Here is a 19,522-nt window from a genome sequence, read left to right on the forward strand (position 1 = left end):
TTATAAAATGTTGAAAACGGTTACAGCTAATGGCGGTAGAATGATAGCTGCCGAAAACTCCCTTCCGTTGTATGGAACTGCTTCAATTTTAACTTCTTTAGCGTTGCTCACGCGACTTCCGTGGTATTTTTTAAAATCGCTATTGAAAATCTGCTTTAGTTTTCCATTCCTTGGAACTCCAATGCGATAGTTTTCCCGTACAACTGGCGTAAAGTTACAAACAATTATTAAATCATTTTCAGCATCATGCCCTTTTCTTATATATGAAAGTACAGAATTATCAGAATCTCCATAATTTATCCATTGAAAACCTTCGGCACTAAATTGTTTTTCATGCAGGGCCGGTTGTTTTTTGTACAATTTGTTTAAATCTGCCACTAGGTTTTGTACGCCTTTATGTCCATCGTATTGCAATAAGTGCCAATCGAGGCTGTTTTGGAAGTTCCACTCAGAAGATTGTCCAAACTCCCCTCCCATAAACAATAAATTGGCCCCGGGGTGTGTAAACATGTAACCATAAAGTAATCGGAGGTTGGCAAAACGCTGCCATTCGTCTCCCTGCATACGTCCATAGAGAGATTGTTTTCCGTGTACCACCTCATCATGGCTTAAGGGCAGCATGAAATTTTCGGTAAATGCGTAGGTCATACTAAACGTAATGTCGTTTTGGTGGTAACGTCTATGCACCGACTCCTTTTTAAAATATTCTAGGGTATCGTGCATCCAGCCCATCATCCACTTCATTCCAAAGCCAAGACCGCCCAGATAAACCGGTTTAGAAACCATTGGGTAAGAAGTGGATTCTTCAGCTATTGTTTGTATACCTTCAAAATTACCATAAACGGCTTCGTTCATTTCCTTTAAAAAAGAAATAGCTTCCAGATTTTCCCTTCCGCCGTATATATTAGGTTCCCATTCGCCGTCTTTTCTAGAGTAATCAAGGTAAAGCATCGAGGCCACGGCATCGACCCGCAGTCCGTCTATATGATATTTATCCAGCCAAAAAATGGCATTGCTGATTAAAAAAGAGCGTACCTCGTTCCTTCCATAGTTAAAAATAAGGCTTTTCCAATCGGGGTGATACCCACGCCTCTTGTCGGGATGTTCATAAAGATGTGACCCGTCAAAAAAACCCAACCCATGCGCGTCATCGGGAAAATGCGATGGAACCCAATCCAAAATAACACCAATACCTTCCTGATGAAGCCTTTCTATTAAGAGCATTAAGTCTTCGGGTTTACCAAATCGTGAAGTTGGCGCAAAATACCCGGTTAGCTGGTACCCCCATGAAGGATCGTATGGATATTCCATGATTGGCATGAACTCTACATGTGTAAAGTGCATTTCTTTTAGGTAATTTACCAGTTCATTGGCCAGTTCCACATAATTAAGGGCGCGCCCGGATTCTTCTATTTTTCTTCGCCATGATCCCAAATGGACTTCGTATACCGAAAATGGTTTGTCGAGCGCATTTGTATCTTTTCTAGCGGCCATCCATTTATTGTCTTTCCAATCATGCTTAGCTTCCCAAACAATAGAGGCCGTTTGTGGTGGCTGCTCGCAAAAAAACGCAAAGGGATCGGCTTTCTCTGTTTTAATATCCTGATTGTGCGAATGTATCTTGTATTTATATTTGGTACCTTGCTCTATGCCCGGTATAAAACCTTCCCAAATACCAGATTCGTCCCATCTTACCTGTAGCGGGTGGTCGCCTTCCAACCAATAGTTAAAATCGCCTATCACAGAAACCGATTTTGCCGTTGGCGCCCAAACGGCAAAATAACAGCCTTTTACACCATCCTTCTCCAAAAGGTGCGCACCCAGTTTTTCATAAAGCCTGTAATGCTTCCCTGCTTTAAAAAGGTCAATATCGAAATCTGTAAATAAACTATGTGAAATAACGTTGTTCATGTGCGTTGTTGGTTAATTTATTTATTATTTGGAAAACCAATATTCATTTCTTCATAGGCACAGCACGGCATTATTCATCTTCTTTTAACAAGCTCATAATTCCGCCCAACGGGATTACCGCCCACCTTGGCCTAGAGTTCATTTCGTAACCAAGTTCGTATACCGCTTTTTCCAGCATGCAATACCTCAACAAATAAACACGTTCCTGTACATACCCAATATTAAGGTTATTTTCTTGAATAAGACTTACGTATGTTTCCAAAAATACGCCAATAAAATAACGATACAGTAATTCCCCGGCATGAAAAAGGTCTTCTTGCGGATATGGGTATTTGTTGCCATTGTTAAAAATCGTGGCATATATTGCATAATGAAACGACCTGAACATTCCGCCTACATCCTTGAGCGGGGGTTGTTTTACCTTTCTGTCGCGAATGGTGCTTTCGGGCTCTCCTTCAAAATCGATTAAATAAAAATCGTCGTCTTTAACCAAAACCTGCCCCAAATGATAATCTCCGTGTACGCGTATGCGCTCTCCCTTCAATTTTGTCCAGTCGAACGAGACAAATTGCTTTCTTATTTCATTTTTGCGCTCCAAAAATTCGTTTGCCAGCTCTAAAGCCAATCCTTCCAGTTTATGCAGATTGTTCTCTACACTGTTAATCCTGTTTTGAAATTGGTACAACAGCCTGTTTTTAAGCCAAACCGTATAGTCGTCGTTAAAATGTGTTGGGGTAAAGGCGGTATCTTCAAATTCCGACCCAAGTGCAATGTGCATTTCTGCGGTTCGTTGTGCCAATTTTTGGAGCTTTAAAAAAATATTAAGCCCTGCCCAATCTATAATTTCCGGTGGAACATCGCGAATTTTTAAGCGTTCGAACAATTTTACCTTCGGAAGCTGATATACGTTTATACTTTTGTATTCAAGGTTACTGTATATTTTATGAAGCTCGTCCAGCATAAATTTCCATGCATCGCCCTGATTGGGCAACATTTCCTGCATAAGCGCAATGGTCACGTTTGTATTGCTTGCATCCATAATGCTTAAGCTTCCGCTATAGGTAGGAACATTTTTAAATGCTTTTTTTTCCGACAGAAAACGGCTCATTTCGTAATCGGGGTTCTTGCTTGCATAAATCCTCCTAAAGAACTTAATTATATATTTTTCGTTGATAATAATGGAAGTATTGCTCTGTTCCAGCCCCATTGGCCGGGAGGACACATATTCCCGATCGGTTAAAAATTCGCTTTTATGGTATCGTACACGTGTGGTATCGTTAGGAACTGAATTCAATATTCTTTGAAACACCAATTTATTGAACGATTCCAAGTTTACCGCATCAATAATATTGCCTTCAGTGCCATTTAATGTAATTGGCAGGATAGCGCCCATTTGGGCAAACCGCTCATCGGTTACAAATGCAATGGGCAAAAAATAGTGCTGGTAAAATGCCTCTTTAAAATTCACGTCCAACAAAAGTCCGTAATACACCTCTCCATCCTGCTGGATTTTAAAATATTCCTGTAGTTCTATATACTTTAACTTGCTCGATTTGCCGCCGTACCAACGCTGATTAACAATATATTTTTCCAGCACATCTGATAAGAATATTTTTAAAAACGGTTCGTTTTCCATTAATTCCTCCCATACCACATCAAATTGATACGGTGGCTGTAAAATTGGAGTCTCTTTTTTCTTTGCCATAACATATTTATTTATGAATTTTAAACAAATGAAAAGGCAAAGCAGGATGTAGCTCTATATAATTCCATTCTTTATCCCAGATATAACTGCTTCCGGTAATAAGGTCTTCCATTCTAAGTTGATGTCCTTCCTGTACGCCAAGTTGATGCAGGGGCATCTTTACCCAACCTTGTTTCATTTGGTTTGCATCCATGTTAACGACCATAAATGTTTCGTTACTTTTTTGGTCGTCGTATTTATAATACGCCATGAGCATATCATTATCGGTATCGCAAAAATCAATATTGTTGGTCTGTTGCAAAGAAGTATTTTGCTTTCTAATCTGGTTTATCTTGGCTATAATACGGGTAAGCTTGTTTTCCAGGTTCCAGTCCCAATTTTGTATCTGGTATTTTTCAGAGCTATTGTATTCTTCCTTTCCCGGAACGGCATCGCAAACCATTTGCTCAAAAACAGGTCCGTATATGCCCGTGTTCGAGCTTAATGTAGCCGCCAAAAAGTATTTTTGCAAATACATGGCCTCATTGGCAGTTTGCAGTGCATATGGGTTAATATCCGGCGTATTGGGCCAAAAGTTAGGTCTGTAATATTCTTTTTGCTCTGTTTTGGTAAGTTCGTTTACATAGCTTGTTAATTCTTCTTTTGTATTCCGCCAGGTAAAATAAGTATAGGATTGCGAAAAGCCCTGTTTCCCCAACTCCTGCATTACTTTTGGCTTGGTAAATGCTTCGGCCAGAAACAATACTTCCGGATGTTTTTTCTTTACTTCGGCTATCAACCAGCCCCAAAAATTAAACGGCTTTGTATGCGGGTTATCTACCCTAAAAATTCCAATTTCACACTCCTCCACCCAATACAGTGCAATGCTCAATAATTCTTCCCAAAGATTTTTCCAATCGTCTGTTTCAAAATAAATAGGCAATATGTCCTGATATTTTTTCGGTGGATTTTCGGCATATTGAACCGTGCCGTCCGGCCGCCATTTAAACCACTTTGGGTGTTCTTTTACATAAGGATGGTCGGGAGCGCATTGCAGGGCAAAATCCATGGCAATTTCAATTTTGAAGTCCTTTGCCTTTTTCACCAGTTGCTTAAAATCATCCAGATTGCCCAAATCGGGATGAATGGCCTTATGACCACCGTGTTTTGAGCCTATGCCCCATGGAGAACCAACATCGTTTTTTTGGGCATTGGTGGCATTGTTTTTTCCTTTTCGGTTGATTTCCCCAATAGGATGCACTGGTGGAAAATAGAGCACGTCAAAGCCCATTTCTGCAACCTTGGGCAATAACCGTTCGCAATCCTTAAAAGTTCCGTGTTTATTTTTTTCTTCTGAAGTTGATCTTGGAAAAAATTCGTACCACGTTGAAAAACGGGCCTTTAAGCGTTCAACATTAACCCCAAATGAAGCCGAGCTGGTAATGGTAGTCTTCACGGGATAATCAAGCAACAACCCGTGAAATTTTTCTGAACTTACTTCTGTTATTGCCTGTTGGTATTTTGAGCTGTCTCCAAAAACGGCAATACAGTTGTCAATATAAACATGCTCCTTTTTGGGCGACAATTTTTTTATGGCAACCAAATATTCTGCTCCTTCCAACAGTTCGGATTGTACCTGTTGACCGTCGCTTATTTTTAAAACAATTCCGTGATGCCAGTTTAATGCATGATCTACCCAACCTTCTACAACATAGGCATACAAACCCTCCTTTTCAACTATAAAATTGGCCTTCCATGCATCGTTTACGGTAGGGGCCATACGTATTTCCCGCCATTTTTTATCTTTTTGGACCTTGTATTTTACAGAAGCCGATACAATATCATGCCCGTCAGAAAAAATATCGGCAGTTACCGTGACCTTTTCACCTGGCACCCTTTTTATATAAAACGCACCTTTATTAACTTGCGGTTGTACATTTTCAACAATTACACGTTCTTTATTTTGCATATAAACATGGAAGGTTAGTATATTATCTCTATTTTTGAGCTTTCTATAGTTTACAGAAAGAGCCATTGTATTTTTTAAAATGACCGATTTTCAAATAAATACACGTGCTCGTATTAAATGTATAAAAAAAGTATTAAAATTTTACGCATTTCATAATCAAATTCATACTAAATGGCATTAAAAGAGAAAGAAAACTATCAACAAAGCGTAAAAATCCCCAAACCAATTACCTATTCTGCCAAAGCCTTACAGGCCATTTCAACAAAGCTTGCCAGTAAATTTGTAAAAAAACTATTTGCAACCCCCATAAAACACCCCATTCCAAAAAGAGAGCTTTCCATGGATGCTGCCGCGCTAAAAGAAAAAATGTATGTGCCGTCAATAAAAAAGGAAATTGTAGTTTATAGCTATGGAGAAAATACAAAAAAGGTTCTTTTGGTGCATGGTTGGAGCGGTCGTGGCACCCAATTGGCAAAAATAGCCGATGCGCTGTTGTGTGAAGGTTTTTGTACCGTTAGTTTCGATGCCCCGTCGCATGGGCGATCGCCGGGAAAAACGTCCAATATGCTGGAATTTATTGATGCCGTAATAGAAATTAACAAACATTATGGCCCTTTTGAAACGGCCATTGGTCATTCCCTCGGGAGCATGGCCCTGCTAAATGCCGTAAAAAAAGGACTCCCCTTAAAAAATATGGTCTTGATCGGGAGCGGCGATTTAATAAACGATATTATTTACGATTTTACCCGCAAGCTCGGGCTCAAGGATAAGGTAGGCAAAACACTTAAGCAGGAATTTGACAAGCTTGCCAAGGAAGACGTAAATAATTTTTCGGCCAGCATTGCAGCAAAAGACGTAGCAATTCCTGTATTATTGTTTCATGATGAAGATGACCCCGACTCTCCGATAGCCTCGTCCAAAAACATACATAAAAACCTAAAAAACTCCCAGCTTATTGTTACCAAAGGTCTGGGGCACCGAAAAATACTAGGAAACGACCAAGTAATTAATAAACTTGTTGAGTTTATTAAGAAAGATTGATAGAAAAGTTTTAATTTTATTTTCTCAAATCTCCTGACCAGAAATGAAAAAGATTTATTCAAACTTGGCATGGCATTTGTTAAAAACATAGATATAAACTCAAAAAACAAAAAGATTATGAAAAAAATATTCACATTATTATTTGTATCAGTATTTGCATTTACAGCCTGTGAAGGGCCAGAAGGACCGGAAGGTCCTCCGGGGGAGGATGGTGTTAATATAGTTGGAGAAACTTTTGAATATAGCAATATAAATTTTTCGTCTCAAAATGATTATACTTTTTCTGATTCATATGACCCTCCCCTAGTGGAAGGAGATGTTATGCTTGTATACCGTCTCGAAGGAATTGAAAATGGATTAAAAATATGGGAACCCTTACCTACTGTATTTTTTAATTCAGATACAGGTGATGACTTAAGACACCGATTTAACTTTACTAATGTCGATGTAGAAATCATTATAGAAAGTTCAAATTTTTCTGCTTTTGGGCCTGATTTATTGAGCAATCAAAGTTTTAGAGTTGTTATAGTCCCTTCTGATTTAATTAATTCGGTTGACACATCTAACATAGATGCAGTAATGAAAGCCGCAAATATTAAATCGGTTCAAAAACTGAACTAAAATTATATTTAATACCTCAAAAAAGTCCGAAGCAAAAAACTTCGGACTTTTTTATGCCCTAAAAATGCAAGGAACATAAAACGGTACCGACAAAATTTTCGTAAATAGTTAAAAAAGAAAGATGAAACATTTTATGCTATCGCTTGTATGTATGGCGCTGTTTAGTTGCAATACCAAGGCACAAAACAAAAAAGAAACAACTTCGCAAGAAACTCAATTCCCCATTACCAAAACCGATGCCGAATGGAAGGCTCAACTTACTCCAGATGAATATGCCGTGCTTCGCCATGAAGCCACCGAGCGGCCTTTCTCAAGCGATTTGCTGGAAAACAAACAAAAAGGCACCTATGTTTGCGCTGCTTGCGGTAATCCGCTGTTTAGAAGTGAATACAAATTTAACTCGGGGACTGGCTGGCCAAGTTTCGACCGTGCCATTGAAGGGAACGTTGCTTATGGGGTGGACAATAAAATCGGGGTTCCAAGAGACGAGGAACATTGCGCGCGCTGTGGCGGTCATTTAGGACACGTTTTCGACGATGGACCAAGTAATACCACCGGAAAAAGGCATTGCATAAATGGCGTGGCACTAAATTTTGTTCCCGATAAGTAAGGGGTTTCTAGTTCAAAGTTTAGAGTTAAGGGTTGAGAGTTTAGAGGTTGTTACGCTGTTATGTTGTTAAGAGTTGAGAGTCCAGAGTTGAGAGGTTCAGGTTTCAAATATCGGGAGCCAACAATTAACCATTAACAAATAACTAATCCCTTTTCCCCTATCACTAATCACTATTATTCAAGTTTTTTTCGTTGTTATGATGTTACGATGCTATGTTGTTAAGGGTTGAGAGTCCAGAGTTCAGAGTTTCAGGTTTTAGGTTCAAGGTTCAAGGTTGTTACGCTGTTATGTAACTATGATGTTATGTTGTTCAGATTTCAAAGGTTCAAAGTTGCAAAGGTTATCTAACAACTATCAACGAGCAAAGATCCAGTTACTTTGAGTCGCTTTCCATGCTTTTAAATTGTTTTATGGCATCGTTGGGGGCTATAATGTTGTATCCTTCCCAAAAACTCGGGTCGTAATTTGGCAAATACGTTGGAATTATATCTGGTTTGGGCTCAAAATCATCAAAAGTGGCCTGTTGAAGGTCGTCTGTTTCAAAAACCACTAATTCCCTTTTAACAGTATTTGTTAGTGTAAAGTCTAAATGTGTACTCACTTCGTTTTGTTTCCTCCTTCCTTTTACATGTTTGTTCTTTTCAATGATTTTTATAGGCCTGTCAAAGCCAATTTTATGCGCTTCGGTTTCTTCCTGATATTTTAAACTGTATTTATCGCGGTTATTTTTAGCATATAAAAAAGTGCCCTTTTGTTGGTAATGCATGTACGAAACCCCAAAAAGGTTAAACTTTTTCAATGGTTTTACATTTTCATAGTCAATACGTATCACCGCAAAATCATCGGCGTTTACATATAGCATCCCTTTATAATCGGCTCCTCCACGGGGCTCAAAGCTAAGTTTGTACACCAGGTCGTCGTTAAGGTAAGTAAGGGCTTTTAGTTCAAAATTATATTTTCTTGATTTATGAATTACATTAAAATCGGTGTCTTCATATATAAAATTATCTTTCAAAAAGCCCGAAATGCTCCCCGTCCGGTATTTTAAAAAGTTTTCTTTCTTTTCTTTTTCCTTCTTCCGTTGTGCTTCCACCAAGGTATCGGCATCATCTTCAAAAAAAGAAGAATCTATTTCGGTCTTGCCACCTATTATCCCCGATTTTATTTTAAAGTAAGAGTCGCGCTTTACGTGTTTCCGCATAATCCCCTGTAATTTTTCTTCAACGGCATCAAAAGTCAGTTCATTATCTTTATCATACAGTTCGCAAGCCTTTATAATATCCAGTTTTACCTGTTGTTCCTCTGCTTTCATTTTTCCATAAAGGTTTCCTAAAATTTCCACATGGTAGGCAAAATCATTGGGATAATTATTGGTGAGGCTATCAACAAAGGCCTGATTGATTTCCGGAATGCTGCTTTCCTTTATTTTTACGTTTTTTTCAATAATATGGTTATAGTCCGATGCACGATAAAATACCTTTTGCTCCACATAATCGGTATCGTAATTTTTTTCAAGGCTGTCCTCTACCCTTTCCATAATCTCATCGACCGATAATTCCCTGTTCAGCAAAACAATTTCATCAAGTTCAATGTCTTCATTGTTTAAATAAATAACGGGGTTTTTTACCTGTGTTGCCGCAATGCGTCTCTCTTGATACCCTAAACAGCTTATAAACAGCGAATCTTTTTCTGTTGCGGGCTGGTCCATGTTTAAAATAAACATTCCGTCTTCGGCACTTACAACCCCAATTTTATCATTTAGTGTAATGGTTGCGAACGGAACGGGTTTTTGAGTGGCTGAATCGATAATTTTTGCTGAAATGGACTGCTGAGAAAAGCCTTTAAAGCCAAGGAAAGCACTTATAACGAAAAAGTAGTAATGGTATTTCATGTACAATATTTTTGATGAAAATAGTTGAAGTATGTAGAATAACGAAACTAATTAAGCTTTTATTAAACAACATTAGCAATTATTTAACAGGAAGCTGGGGTTAGGTTTTTTGTTGTTGAGGGTTCAGAGGTGCAGGGGTTTCTGGTTTCAGGTTTTAGGTTTTAGGTTTCAGGTTTCAAATATTCCTAACATACAACAATTAACCATTAACTATTTCCCTAACCCCTTTTCCCTTTTCCCTTATCACTATTCAAGGTTGTTACGTTGTTATGTTGTTATTGCAGAGGTTCAAAGGTGCAAAGGTGCAAAGGTTCAAAGTTGCAGAGTTTCAGGTTTCAGATTTCAAATATCGCCAAGAAAGTGTTCAATTAACTAATCCCTAATCACTTTTCACTTTCCCCTAATAACAATTAACCATTAACTATTAACTACTCCTAAATAATCAGAAGCATTAAACAGACAATGACTACGCCAAATCTTCAAAAAAATTTACCCTTTAGAAACTTATTGCTTAACTTCGTATCCGCAAAAATTAAGATCATTAAAAAATCTACAATATGAGTAAATACGACGTAATCGTTCTTGGAAGTGGCCCCGGCGGATATGTTACAGCCATTCGCGCTTCGCAGCTTGGTTTTAAAACGGCTGTAGTTGAAAAAGAAAACCTCGGCGGGGTATGTTTAAACTGGGGGTGTATCCCAACCAAAGCCCTGTTAAAATCGGCTCAGGTTTTTGAATATTTAAAACATGCCGGCGATTACGGTATCAAGGTGAAAGATGCAGACAAAGATTTTGAAGCCGTGGTAAAACGTAGCCGTGGCGTAGCCGATGGAATGAGCAAAGGCGTACAGTTTTTAATGAAAAAAAACAAAATTGACGTCCTTGAAGGTTATGGAAAACTAAAGCCCGGTAAAAAAATAGACGTAAAGGATAAAGACGGAAAAACCACCGAATACAGTGCCGACCATATTATTATAGCAACAGGAGCGCGTTCACGCGAATTGCCAAGTTTGCCACAGGATGGCAAAAAAGTAATTGGCTATCGCGAAGCCATGTCGCTCAAGGAACAACCTAAAAAGATGATTGTTGTTGGAAGTGGCGCCATTGGTATTGAATTTGCCTATTTCTACAATTCCATGGGAACCGAAGTTACCGTGGTAGAATTCCTACCGAACATTGTTCCCGTTGAAGACGAAGATGTATCCAAGCAATTGGAGCGCAGCTTTAAAAAGGCCGGGGTAAAAATTATGACCTCTGCCGAAGTGACCAAGGTAGATACTTCTGGAAAAGGTGTTAAAGCAACCATAAAGACCAAAAAAGGAGAAGAAGTTCTAGAGGCCGATATTGTACTTTCGGCAGTTGGCATTAAAACAAACATTGAAAATATTGGACTGGAAGATGTTGGCATTGCAACCGACCGTGACAAAATATTGGTAAACGATTATTACCAAACCAATATCCCGGGCTATTACGCCATTGGAGACGTTACGCCGGGACAGGCATTGGCACATGTTGCTTCTGCCGAAGGCATCCTTTGTGTTGAAAAAATTGCCGGTATGCACGTGGAAGCATTAGACTATGGGAACATCCCCGGATGTACATATTGTATGCCCGAAGTTGCTTCTGTTGGACTAACCGAAAAACAGGCCAAAGAAAAAGGATACGATATAAAAATTGGTAAATTTCCCTTTTCAGCAAGTGGAAAGGCCAAGGCCAGTGGAAATGCCGATGGCTTTGTAAAAGTTATTTTTGATGCCAAATACGGCGAATGGCTTGGCTGCCATATGATTGGTGCCGGAGTTACCGACATGATAGCCGAAGCCGTTGTAGCCAGAAAACTGGAAACTACCGGACATGAAGTATTAAAGGCCGTGCACCCGCACCCAACCATGAGCGAAGCTGTAATGGAGGCCGTTGCCGATGCTTATGATGAAGTAATTCATCTATAAAAATAAACAACCCACTTCTTGAAAACTGCTTAAGACAAAATACCTTAAGCAGTTTTTTTTATTTCTATAAACATCATTTACAGACCTAATAAAAACAAGTATTTTCATATATAAATGTTAAATTTATTTTCTAAACCTTTGAAATATAAAATCATACATTTTAATTAAAATTAAATAGTATAAAAACTTTCTATTTATAAATATTTTCTACATATGTTTGCACCGTATTTATAAATTTTAAGAATCATGAAAAAACTTTTTTTACTTGCTGTGCTTTGCTTAGGTACAGCAATTACTATGAATGCTCAAGAATTTTATTTTGGTCTTAAGGGAGGGACAAGCTTGTCTACCATTTCTGGTGAGAATAAGCTTATGTCGAACAACTACCGAACCGGACTTTATGGAGGAGTGTTTGCAGAAGTTGTAATGTCTGAAAAAATTTCTATACAACCGGAAGTCCTCTATTCAATGTTGGGCAGTCATGAAACATATAAGCAATTTTTAGCAAATGGTGTTCTTTCTAATGAAATAACCATCAAATTAAGGTACATTGATGTTCCCGTAATGGTAAAGTACCGTGTTTACAAAGGCCTAAGCGTTCAAGCAGGGCCACAGGTTAGCTTTTTGCTGGATTCCCAAGGAGAATACGAAACCGGGTTTGCAGGGCTGGCAACGGGCACAAGCCGCACAAACCTAAACGAATACTTTACTGACGCTGTTTTGGTGTAAACTTTGGACTAGGATATGAGTTTGACAGTGGATTATTTGTAGACGGAAGATATAGCTTGGGTGTTTCTAACATTGCCCAAAAAGAAAGTGAAACAGGAGAGCTTAACAATCATTTCTTCGAGTTTGGGGTTGGGTATAAATTCCTATAAAATACCCCTGACTTAAAATCAACCTTCCCGAAAAGGAGTTTGGTTACTTATTTTTTTACTATTTTCGTTTAAATTGCATAAGTCCCTAAAACCAAATTTTTAGGGGCTTATTTTTTATAAAGATCGCAATACCAAAAAGCCGTATCCCAATTTACAGCATCCTTAAAGCACTCATCTTTATTGCCGTTTATCTTAAACTCCTTTAATACCTTCTCTCCTTTTTCAAAATCTACGGGCTGCTTAAAAATGGGGCCGTCAAAAACAAGAGTGTGGAACTCGCCGTTTTCCCCACACGGATCAACATTTTCTGGTAAATCTTTTAAAAAATCTTCATCTATAATTCTTCCAACAAAAGACTTATTGAGCAATTTGGCATTTACACTTACGGTAATTGCTTTAAAACCATGTGCTATAAATTGGTTTATCAGTTTTTTGGTATCCTGTTTCCACAACGGAAACTCGGCGTCAATTCCAACTTCTTTTAATTTCGTTTCCCTAAACGCTTTAAGGTCTTCCAGAAAAATATCGCCAAATACGGTATGTGTATATCCTTGGGCCTTTATACTTTTCATAAAATCTTTCATTATGGCATTGTAACCTTCCATGGAAACCTCTCCGGGCAATTCAATTGTTTGTAGTGGCAACCCTATTTGTTTGGCCTGCTCTACCAAGAGCTCATTCCTTAAACCATGCATGGACACACGGTTTAGCTCAGTATTGACCGTTGTAACAAGGGCATCTATTGAAAAACGGGGATCGCTGTTCATTTTATAAAGCGCCAAGGCACTATCTTTCCCGGTGCTCCAATTAAAATAGGTTTTATGTGCCATTATTTGGTATTGTATCTTTTGGAGTTTAATTGGGAATTTATTTCCCGGATTTCTTTAATCGATTATTTATTTAAAAAACTTTGAATGGCCAATTCGTAACTCTGCATCCCGAAACCTAAAACTACCCCCTTTGCATTTGGGGAAATATACGATTGATGCCTAAAAGACTCCCGCCCAAAAGTATTGGAAATATGGACTTCTATCACAGGTGTCGCAATTCCCTTTATGGCATCGCCAATAGCTACCGAAGTATGGGTATAGGCTCCGGCATTAAGTATAATGCCATCATAATCAAACCCGACTTCATGTAATTTATTAATGATTTCGCCTTCTACGTTCGACTGGTAATAATCCAACTCCAACGAATTATACTTTGTTTGAAGCTTCTTGTAAAAATCTTCAAAAGTATCGGAACCATAAATTTCGGGTTCGCGTTTTCCCAAAAGGTTGAGATTGGGGCCGTTTATGATGATCAATTTCATGTATGTTTTTTTACTTCCTTTAATCTTCAAATGAAACATTCATGTTTTACAACGTTAATGTTGAACTGAAAATATGCATGGATATTTCTTTGAATTGCTTAGTTTTTAGTAAAAGTAAAAAATTAAACATAAAAAAACGGAAGCAATTGCTTCCGTTCCTATGAATTTGTGGTTTGGCTTCTATAAAAAGAAATACCCAACAGCAAATTGAAAAACACCGTTTTTCACATCGCCATCTTCGTAATCTGCTATATTCGAAAGCCCTAAATTATACCTTCCATCTATAAACAAACCGTTTTCAAATTGATAGCCAAGTCCGAAGTTTAAACCAAAATCAATTGATTTAAAATTATCTTTAATGTCCTCTTCCGCAGAGAAATCTCCAACTTCAGCCTTTGATTTAGCCGATACCAAAAAACCAATTTGCGGGCCCGCTTGTATGCTAAAACCTGGAGCAACATAATATTTTGCCATTAATGGAAGATTTATATAGTCTAACTTAGCTGTTAAATCAATATTCCCCGAAAGAGATTCGTCATAATCTGAAGCATCTTCTTCTCCTTTTGCTCCTTGTGCAGAATATAATAATTCTGGTTGGAAAGAGAATTTTTCAGAAATAGGGAATTCGGCCACTGCTCCTAAGTTAAAAGAGGTTCTTGAATCTAATTCTTCTAGGTCGTCACCTTGTAAACTGGCAATGTTTAACCCTACTTTTGCTCCAATTTTAAATTCTTGTGCGGTTGTAGTAAACGCAAATGCTGTAATAGCAATAAGTACTAGTAAAGTTTTTTTCATTTTAAATTTGATTTTTAATGATTTAAAGTGCTAATATATATTTTTTATTCTATAAGTGAAATTTTTTTCGCACAAAAAAAGAGGCAAAAGCCTCTTTTAAATTGTAATGTTTTGATTCTTAAAAGAATAAAGAAAATCCTACATTTAGTGATAATCCACTTGCTCCGTCAGCATCATCGTTAATATCTATATCGTAACGGATACCAGGCTCCAATGCAATATTATTGGCCACAAACCAAGCGTATCCACCTTGTAGGCCTAAAAATAGCGGACTGTAATCATCTCCAGTGCTTCCGTTAAAGTCAATCTGTACCGGGAACTGAGAAACTACATAATATTTGGCGCCAACCTTATAGGAAAAATTCCCGTCAGAATTATCGCTGTCGCCATAGCCCAACCCGGCTTTAAGTGCAAGGTCGTCCATAATAAAATAACCGCCTTCAAAACCTATGTTCCATGCAGTATAATCGTCTGAAGTATTTAAACTAAAACTTGTGTTGGCGGCATGTGCCCTCCCAAAATTGGTATTGGCCTCTACCAACCAACTTCCTTCAGACAAGGCACTGTTGGATGTACTACTTTGAGCATTAGCTGTTAAGAATGCTCCCACTACAAAAGTTGCTGTTAATAACGCTTTTTTCATGTTTATAATTTTTGGTTTATTAGATCAAAACTAAAGACATTCGCTACAATTTCCAATGATATTTGTCATTTTATAACTTTAAAATTATCTCCATTTACTAAATTATATTAGTAGTTTTAAGGCATGAAATGGATGGATGCCATAACCGATTATGAAAGCTATTTAAAGATAGAACGTGGCCTGTCTTTAAATTCCATCGAGAATTATTGCCTGGACATTCAAAAATTGTTGAAGTACTTGGAAGTGCATCAAATAACCGACTCGCCCCTTCAAATTTCAGCTGAAACGTTGCAAGGCTTTATTTACGAAACCGCAAAAAATATCAGTCCGCGGTCGCAAGCAAGGTTAATTTCCGGTTTAAAGAGCTTTTTTAATTATTTAATTTTTGAAGATTACAGGGCCGATAATCCGCTCGAACTCATCGAATCTCCTAAAATTGGCAGGAAACTTCCCGATACGCTTTCAGAAACAGAAATAGACCAAATTATAAAAACAATAGACCTTAGCACGCCCGAAGGAGAACGAAACCGGACCATGCTGGAAACCCTGTACAGTTGTGGGCTTCGGGTTTCGGAGTTGGTTAACCTAAAAATTTCCGATTTGTTTTTTGAGGAAGGTTTTATAAAAGTAAGCGGAAAAGGAGACAAACAACGCTTTGTGCCCATTGCGGCAAATACCATAAAATACATAACCATTTATGTAAAAGAAATACGCCCCCTTATTCCTGTTCAAAAAGGGTTTGAAGATTTTGTTTTTTTAAACCGAAGGGGAAAGGGCCTAACACGGGCCATGGTTTTTACCGTAATAAAAAGAACAACCGAAAAATCGGGCATCAAGAAAAATATAAGTCCGCATACGTTTAGGCATTCTTTTGCAACCCACTTGTTACAAAACGGGGCGGATTTAAGGGCTATCCAGCAAATGCTGGGCCACGAAAGCATAACCACCACCGAGGTCTACATGCATCTAAACCGGAAAGACCTAGCCAAAGTAATTGATCAGCACCATCCGAGAAAGGATTTTTAACTTTTCCTTATCTACTTTTTTGCGATTTTATATTGAACTTTACTTGATAATCGAGCATTTGGTTGCTCTTGGTTTTACCTCGGAGTCAAAATATTTTTCCAGATAAATGTTTGGTGAGCTTGTCCCCGAGGGAGTTTATTTTTATTACCGAATTAAATAAAATTGCACTTATATGAAATTCTATACATTAAAGAACGAACAAAAACTTCCAGCAATTGGGCTGGGGACATGGAAATCGGCTCCGGGTGAAGTTGGAAAGGCAGTAATAGAAGCATTGAAAGCCGGGTATAGGCATATAGACTGTGCGGCAACATATGGAAATGAAGCCGAAGTTGGTGAAGCCCTAAAAACTGCTTTTGCACAGGGAATTGTAGAAAGACAGGATATTTGGGTAACATCCAAACTATGGAACAACGCACATGAAAGCGACAAAGTAATTCCCGCGCTGGAAAAAACGCTAACCGATTTACAGTTGAATTATTTGGACCTCTATCTTATCCATTGGCCGGTTGCCTTTAAAGCCGATGTAAATTTTGCTACCAAAGCCAATGAATTTTTAACCCCCGATGAAGCCCCCATTATAGATACATGGAAAAAAATGGAAGAAGCTTATGAGGGCGGATTGGCAAAAAGCATAGGAGTATCCAACTTTAGCATTCAAAAATTAAAGGACCTCATGGTAGATGCCACCCATCAACCCGAAGTAAACCAAGTGGAACTGCACCCATTATTGCAACAAAACGAACTTTTGGAGTTTTGCAATAACAATTCCATCATTATTACCGGATATTCTCCTTTAGGTTCGGGAGACCGCGCCACAAGCATGAAAAAAGATAACGAGCCTAGTTTGCTTAACAACAAGATCATTAAAGAAATAGCCAACGACCATAACTGCACTTCGGCACAGGTATTAATTGCATGGCATTTAAGCAGGGGTACCGCCGTAATACCAAAATCTACCAATCCGCAGCGGATAAAACAGAATTACGAAAGCTATGAAATAGAACTTACCGATAGCGATCTGGAAAAAATTGCTGCCATGGACAAAAATTACCGATATGTAGACGGTACTTTTTTTGAAGTAGCCGGAGGCCCCTATAAAAATATTTACGATGAATAGCCACAACTAAAAAAATACGACCATAAAAAACAAAAAAAGGCCTAGGCCTTTTTTTGTTTCATGGTATTTACCTTCATTTTTGGTTTTTTATAAGGGCGGATAATTAAACGGGCTTCGCGGTCAAAACGTACATAATTATAGACCCAATTAATAAATACCACCGCCCTGTTCCTAAATCCAATTAAAAAGAACAGGTGCACAAACATCCAAACAAACCAGGCAAAAAAGCCCTGAAATTTATATCGGGGCAAGTCTACAACGGCCTTGTTCCTGCCTATTGTTGCCATGGTTCCTTTATCATGGTATGCAAAAGGCTTCATGGAACCTTTTTTTTCGATTAACCGCAACAAGTTATCTCCCAAATGAGCGCCTTGTTGAAGTGCAACCTGTGCTACCATTAAATGGCCGTTTGGCATATCTGGCGTAACCATGCAGGCCACGTCGCCAATAGCAAAAATATCATTAAAACCCGTTACTTGGTTGTATTGATTTACTTTTACACGGTTGCCGGGCACCAAAAGTTCCTTGGCATCCAGTCCATGCACGGTCTCTCCATGAACCCCTGCCGCCCAAATTAAAGTAGCGGTCCTAAAAGTAAGGTCGGTTGTCGTGGTAACCATATCGCCATCGTACCCAATTACCCTGGTATTTTTCCATACGTTTACACCCAATTCCTCCAAAAAATCTTCCGCCTTTATAGATGCTTTATCGCTCATCCCCTTAAGAATGGTATCGCCAGATTGTACAATGTTAATCTGTGCCCTGCGCGTATCTAGGTCGGGGTAATCTTTTGGCAAAATCCCTTTTTTTATTTCGGCCAGTGCACCTGCCAATTCTACCCCCGTTGGCCCGGCACCAACAATTACAAAGTTCATTAGGGCATCTTGTTCGTCTAAGCTATCGGTGAGCAATGCTTCTTCAAAATTTTCTAAAATCAAACTCCTTAAGTTGAGCGCTTCCGGTACGGTTTTCATGATCATGCTATTGGCTTCAATTTCCTTGTTTCCAAAAAAATTGGTACGAGAGCCCGTTGCTAGTACCAAATAATCGTATTTTAATTCACCTATATCCGTATTTACCTTTTTCTTGGCAGTGTCTATGGCTTCAACCAGCGCCAATCGGAAATAAAAATTGGGGTATTTAGACAATATCTTTCTTATGGGGTAAGCAATAGAATCGGGTTCCAGACCGCCGGTGGATACTTGGTACAATAAAGGCTGAAAAGTATGGTAATTATGCTTGTCCAGCAATACAACCTGCATTTCCTGCTTGGCCAATTTCTTTGCCAAGGCAATGCCTCCAAAACCTCCTCCTATAATTACAACTCTGGGGTAACTTGTTTGTGGTATATTCATATATACTGTTTATTACTCAAAAATAAAGTTAATAAGTGAGAATACTTCATATCTCCTTATTTTTATGATAATCAAACAGATATTAACTAAATTTTATAAGTAGTAATTAAGCAAGCCGAATAGAACTATTTCATGTCTGTTCTTTTTTAATCCATTTAGGCACGATTACGGGTTGGTAGTTTTTCATTTTAGTCAGTAATCCATCTATTGTTTCGTCTATAAGAAGAAGATCGTAGTTTTCCTGTTTTAAAAAGCCTTTGGCAACCATTCCGTTAAACAAAGCTATCATATCGTTGTAAAACCCGTTAATGTTTAAAATACCAATGGGCTTTTGGTGCAGGCCCAGCTGCCCCCAGGTAACAATCTCAAAAAGTTCTTCCATAGTGCCAAAACCGCCCGGCAGCGCTATTACTGCATCCGAAAGCTCGCTCATAAGCAATTTGCGCTCGTGCATGTTTTGTGTAGTGCGGATTTCGCTTATTCCGGTGTGCACAATTTCCCTGGTTTTTAAAAATTCGGGAATAACACCAATTACTTTTCCATTGTTCTCCAGGGCCCCTTGGGCTACTTTTCCCATAAGGCCAAGTTTGCTACCGCCGTACACGGTTACAAGTTTATTTTTAGCCAATGTGCTTCCAAGTTCTTTGGCCATTTCTCCGTATATGGCATCGTTTCCTTCACTGCTTCCGCAAAATATTACTACACTTTTCATTATTG

The 19,522-nt window shown here is 38.5% G+C and carries 17 protein-coding genes and 1 pseudogene; 8 read left to right on the forward strand and 10 right to left on the reverse strand.

The annotated features are described in order from the left end of the window. The 3 genes from glgB to PSF86_RS08075 form a co-directional block, all read right to left on the reverse strand. Entirely contained in the window at positions 1 to 1,911 is a 1,911-nt protein-coding gene (gene glgB, locus PSF86_RS08065) for a 1,4-alpha-glucan branching protein GlgB (protein WP_277899547.1), read from the reverse strand. Between the two features lie 70 nt (positions 1,912 to 1,981). Continuing rightward, a complete protein-coding gene (locus tag PSF86_RS08070) occupies positions 1,982 to 3,616 on the reverse strand; it encodes a phosphotransferase (RefSeq protein ID WP_277899548.1) in 1,635 nt (544 codons plus the stop codon). Positions 3,617 to 3,623: 7 nt separating this feature from the next. Beyond that, a complete protein-coding gene (locus tag PSF86_RS08075) occupies positions 3,624 to 5,564 on the reverse strand; it encodes an alpha-1,4-glucan--maltose-1-phosphate maltosyltransferase (protein WP_277899549.1) in 1,941 nt (646 codons plus the stop codon). A 171-nt stretch (positions 5,565 to 5,735) separates the two neighbouring features. Between PSF86_RS08075 and PSF86_RS08080 the strand changes: the two genes are divergently transcribed. From PSF86_RS08080 to msrB, 3 genes are all read left to right on the forward strand, one after another. Next, positions 5,736 to 6,605, forward strand: coding sequence for an alpha/beta hydrolase (locus PSF86_RS08080; RefSeq protein WP_277899550.1), 870 nt, complete (start codon positions 5,736 to 5,738; stop codon positions 6,603 to 6,605). A gap of 117 nt (positions 6,606 to 6,722) precedes the next feature. Continuing rightward, complete coding sequence (locus tag PSF86_RS08085; RefSeq protein ID WP_277899551.1) at positions 6,723 to 7,226, forward strand: hypothetical protein; 504 nt, start codon at positions 6,723 to 6,725, stop codon at positions 7,224 to 7,226. 121 nt (positions 7,227 to 7,347) lie between these two features. Then, the gene (gene msrB, locus PSF86_RS08090; protein ID WP_277899552.1) at positions 7,348 to 7,836 is read left to right on the forward strand and encodes a peptide-methionine (R)-S-oxide reductase MsrB; all 489 of its coding nucleotides are present in this window, start codon (positions 7,348 to 7,350) and stop codon (positions 7,834 to 7,836) included. Positions 7,837 to 8,209: 373 nt separating this feature from the next. Here msrB and PSF86_RS08095 read toward each other — a convergent pair whose 3' ends face one another. Continuing rightward, positions 8,210 to 9,727: a carboxypeptidase-like regulatory domain-containing protein gene (locus PSF86_RS08095; RefSeq protein WP_277899553.1), complete on the reverse strand. Its 1,518-nt coding sequence runs from the start codon at positions 9,725 to 9,727 to the stop codon at positions 8,210 to 8,212. A gap of 557 nt (positions 9,728 to 10,284) precedes the next feature. Between PSF86_RS08095 and lpdA the strand changes: the two genes are divergently transcribed. The 3 genes and pseudogenes from lpdA to PSF86_RS17850 all read left to right on the forward strand — a co-directional run. Next, positions 10,285 to 11,676: a dihydrolipoyl dehydrogenase gene (gene lpdA, locus PSF86_RS08100; protein ID WP_277899554.1), complete on the forward strand. Its 1,392-nt coding sequence runs from the start codon at positions 10,285 to 10,287 to the stop codon at positions 11,674 to 11,676. 246 nt (positions 11,677 to 11,922) lie between these two features. Further along, positions 11,923 to 12,405, forward strand: a complete 483-nt coding sequence (locus PSF86_RS08105) for a porin family protein (RefSeq protein ID WP_277899555.1) — start codon at positions 11,923 to 11,925, stop codon at positions 12,403 to 12,405. 50 nt (positions 12,406 to 12,455) lie between these two features. Beyond that, positions 12,456 to 12,554, forward strand: a pseudogene (locus PSF86_RS17850) (hypothetical protein); the annotation flags it as partial. Positions 12,555 to 12,661: 107 nt separating this feature from the next. On the opposite strand, the gene PSF86_RS08110 reads toward PSF86_RS17850, so the two are convergent. The 4 genes from PSF86_RS08110 to PSF86_RS08125 form a co-directional block, all read right to left on the reverse strand. Beyond that, on the reverse strand, positions 12,662 to 13,384 hold the full coding sequence (locus PSF86_RS08110) for a Dph6-related ATP pyrophosphatase (protein ID WP_277899556.1): 723 nt from the start codon (positions 13,382 to 13,384) through the stop codon (positions 12,662 to 12,664). 62 nt (positions 13,385 to 13,446) lie between these two features. After that, positions 13,447 to 13,866 carry a type II 3-dehydroquinate dehydratase gene (gene aroQ / locus PSF86_RS08115; protein WP_277899557.1) on the reverse strand — a complete coding sequence of 140 codons (420 nt, stop codon included), beginning with the start codon at positions 13,864 to 13,866 and terminating at the stop codon, positions 13,447 to 13,449. 180 nt (positions 13,867 to 14,046) lie between these two features. Next, the gene (locus tag PSF86_RS08120; protein ID WP_277899558.1) at positions 14,047 to 14,661 is read right to left on the reverse strand and encodes a porin family protein; all 615 of its coding nucleotides are present in this window, start codon (positions 14,659 to 14,661) and stop codon (positions 14,047 to 14,049) included. A 118-nt stretch (positions 14,662 to 14,779) separates the two neighbouring features. Further along, positions 14,780 to 15,304 carry a hypothetical protein gene (locus tag PSF86_RS08125; protein WP_277899559.1) on the reverse strand — a complete coding sequence of 175 codons (525 nt, stop codon included), beginning with the start codon at positions 15,302 to 15,304 and terminating at the stop codon, positions 14,780 to 14,782. 123 nt (positions 15,305 to 15,427) lie between these two features. On the opposite strand from PSF86_RS08125, the gene xerD reads away from it, so the two are divergent. Further along, complete coding sequence (xerD, locus tag PSF86_RS08130) at positions 15,428 to 16,330, forward strand: site-specific tyrosine recombinase XerD (protein ID WP_277899560.1); 903 nt, start codon at positions 15,428 to 15,430, stop codon at positions 16,328 to 16,330. Positions 16,331 to 16,502: 172 nt separating this feature from the next. Beyond that, positions 16,503 to 17,450, forward strand: a complete 948-nt coding sequence (locus tag PSF86_RS08135; protein ID WP_277899561.1) for an aldo/keto reductase — start codon at positions 16,503 to 16,505, stop codon at positions 17,448 to 17,450. Between the two features lie 41 nt (positions 17,451 to 17,491). On the opposite strand, the gene PSF86_RS08140 is transcribed toward PSF86_RS08135, so the two are convergent. Next, positions 17,492 to 18,805, reverse strand: a complete 1,314-nt coding sequence (locus PSF86_RS08140; protein WP_277899562.1) for an NAD(P)/FAD-dependent oxidoreductase — start codon at positions 18,803 to 18,805, stop codon at positions 17,492 to 17,494. Positions 18,806 to 18,935: 130 nt separating this feature from the next. Continuing rightward, on the reverse strand, positions 18,936 to 19,517 hold the full coding sequence (locus PSF86_RS08145; RefSeq protein ID WP_277899563.1) for an LOG family protein: 582 nt from the start codon (positions 19,515 to 19,517) through the stop codon (positions 18,936 to 18,938). Positions 19,518 to 19,522: the final 5 nt, after the last annotated feature.

This window comes from Galbibacter pacificus (assembly GCF_029603165.1).
In the GTDB taxonomy this organism is placed as follows: Bacteria; Bacteroidota; Bacteroidia; order Flavobacteriales; family Flavobacteriaceae; genus Galbibacter; species Galbibacter pacificus.

Coding starts and splice junctions, on each gene's coding strand:
- glgB (WP_277899547.1), bottom strand. CDS start 1,911: ATGAACAACGTTATTTCACATAGTTTATTTACAGATTTCGATATTGAC.
- PSF86_RS08070 (WP_277899548.1), bottom strand. CDS start 3,616: ATGGCAAAGAAAAAAGAGACTCCAATTTTACAGCCACCGTATCAATTT.
- PSF86_RS08075 (WP_277899549.1), bottom strand. CDS start 5,564: ATGCAAAATAAAGAACGTGTAATTGTTGAAAATGTACAACCGCAAGTT.
- PSF86_RS08080 (WP_277899550.1), top strand. CDS start 5,736: ATGGCATTAAAAGAGAAAGAAAACTATCAACAAAGCGTAAAAATCCCC.
- PSF86_RS08085 (WP_277899551.1), top strand. CDS start 6,723: ATGAAAAAAATATTCACATTATTATTTGTATCAGTATTTGCATTTACA.
- msrB (WP_277899552.1), top strand. CDS start 7,348: ATGAAACATTTTATGCTATCGCTTGTATGTATGGCGCTGTTTAGTTGC.
- PSF86_RS08095 (WP_277899553.1), bottom strand. CDS start 9,727: ATGAAATACCATTACTACTTTTTCGTTATAAGTGCTTTCCTTGGCTTT.
- lpdA (WP_277899554.1), top strand. CDS start 10,285: ATGAGTAAATACGACGTAATCGTTCTTGGAAGTGGCCCCGGCGGATAT.
- PSF86_RS08105 (WP_277899555.1), top strand. CDS start 11,923: ATGAAAAAACTTTTTTTACTTGCTGTGCTTTGCTTAGGTACAGCAATT.
- PSF86_RS08110 (WP_277899556.1), bottom strand. CDS start 13,384: ATGGCACATAAAACCTATTTTAATTGGAGCACCGGGAAAGATAGTGCC.
- aroQ (WP_277899557.1), bottom strand. CDS start 13,866: ATGAAATTGATCATCATAAACGGCCCCAATCTCAACCTTTTGGGAAAA.
- PSF86_RS08120 (WP_277899558.1), bottom strand. CDS start 14,661: ATGAAAAAAACTTTACTAGTACTTATTGCTATTACAGCATTTGCGTTT.
- PSF86_RS08125 (WP_277899559.1), bottom strand. CDS start 15,304: ATGAAAAAAGCGTTATTAACAGCAACTTTTGTAGTGGGAGCATTCTTA.
- xerD (WP_277899560.1), top strand. CDS start 15,428: ATGAAATGGATGGATGCCATAACCGATTATGAAAGCTATTTAAAGATA.
- PSF86_RS08135 (WP_277899561.1), top strand. CDS start 16,503: ATGAAATTCTATACATTAAAGAACGAACAAAAACTTCCAGCAATTGGG.
- PSF86_RS08140 (WP_277899562.1), bottom strand. CDS start 18,805: ATGAATATACCACAAACAAGTTACCCCAGAGTTGTAATTATAGGAGGA.
- PSF86_RS08145 (WP_277899563.1), bottom strand. CDS start 19,517: ATGAAAAGTGTAGTAATATTTTGCGGAAGCAGTGAAGGAAACGATGCC.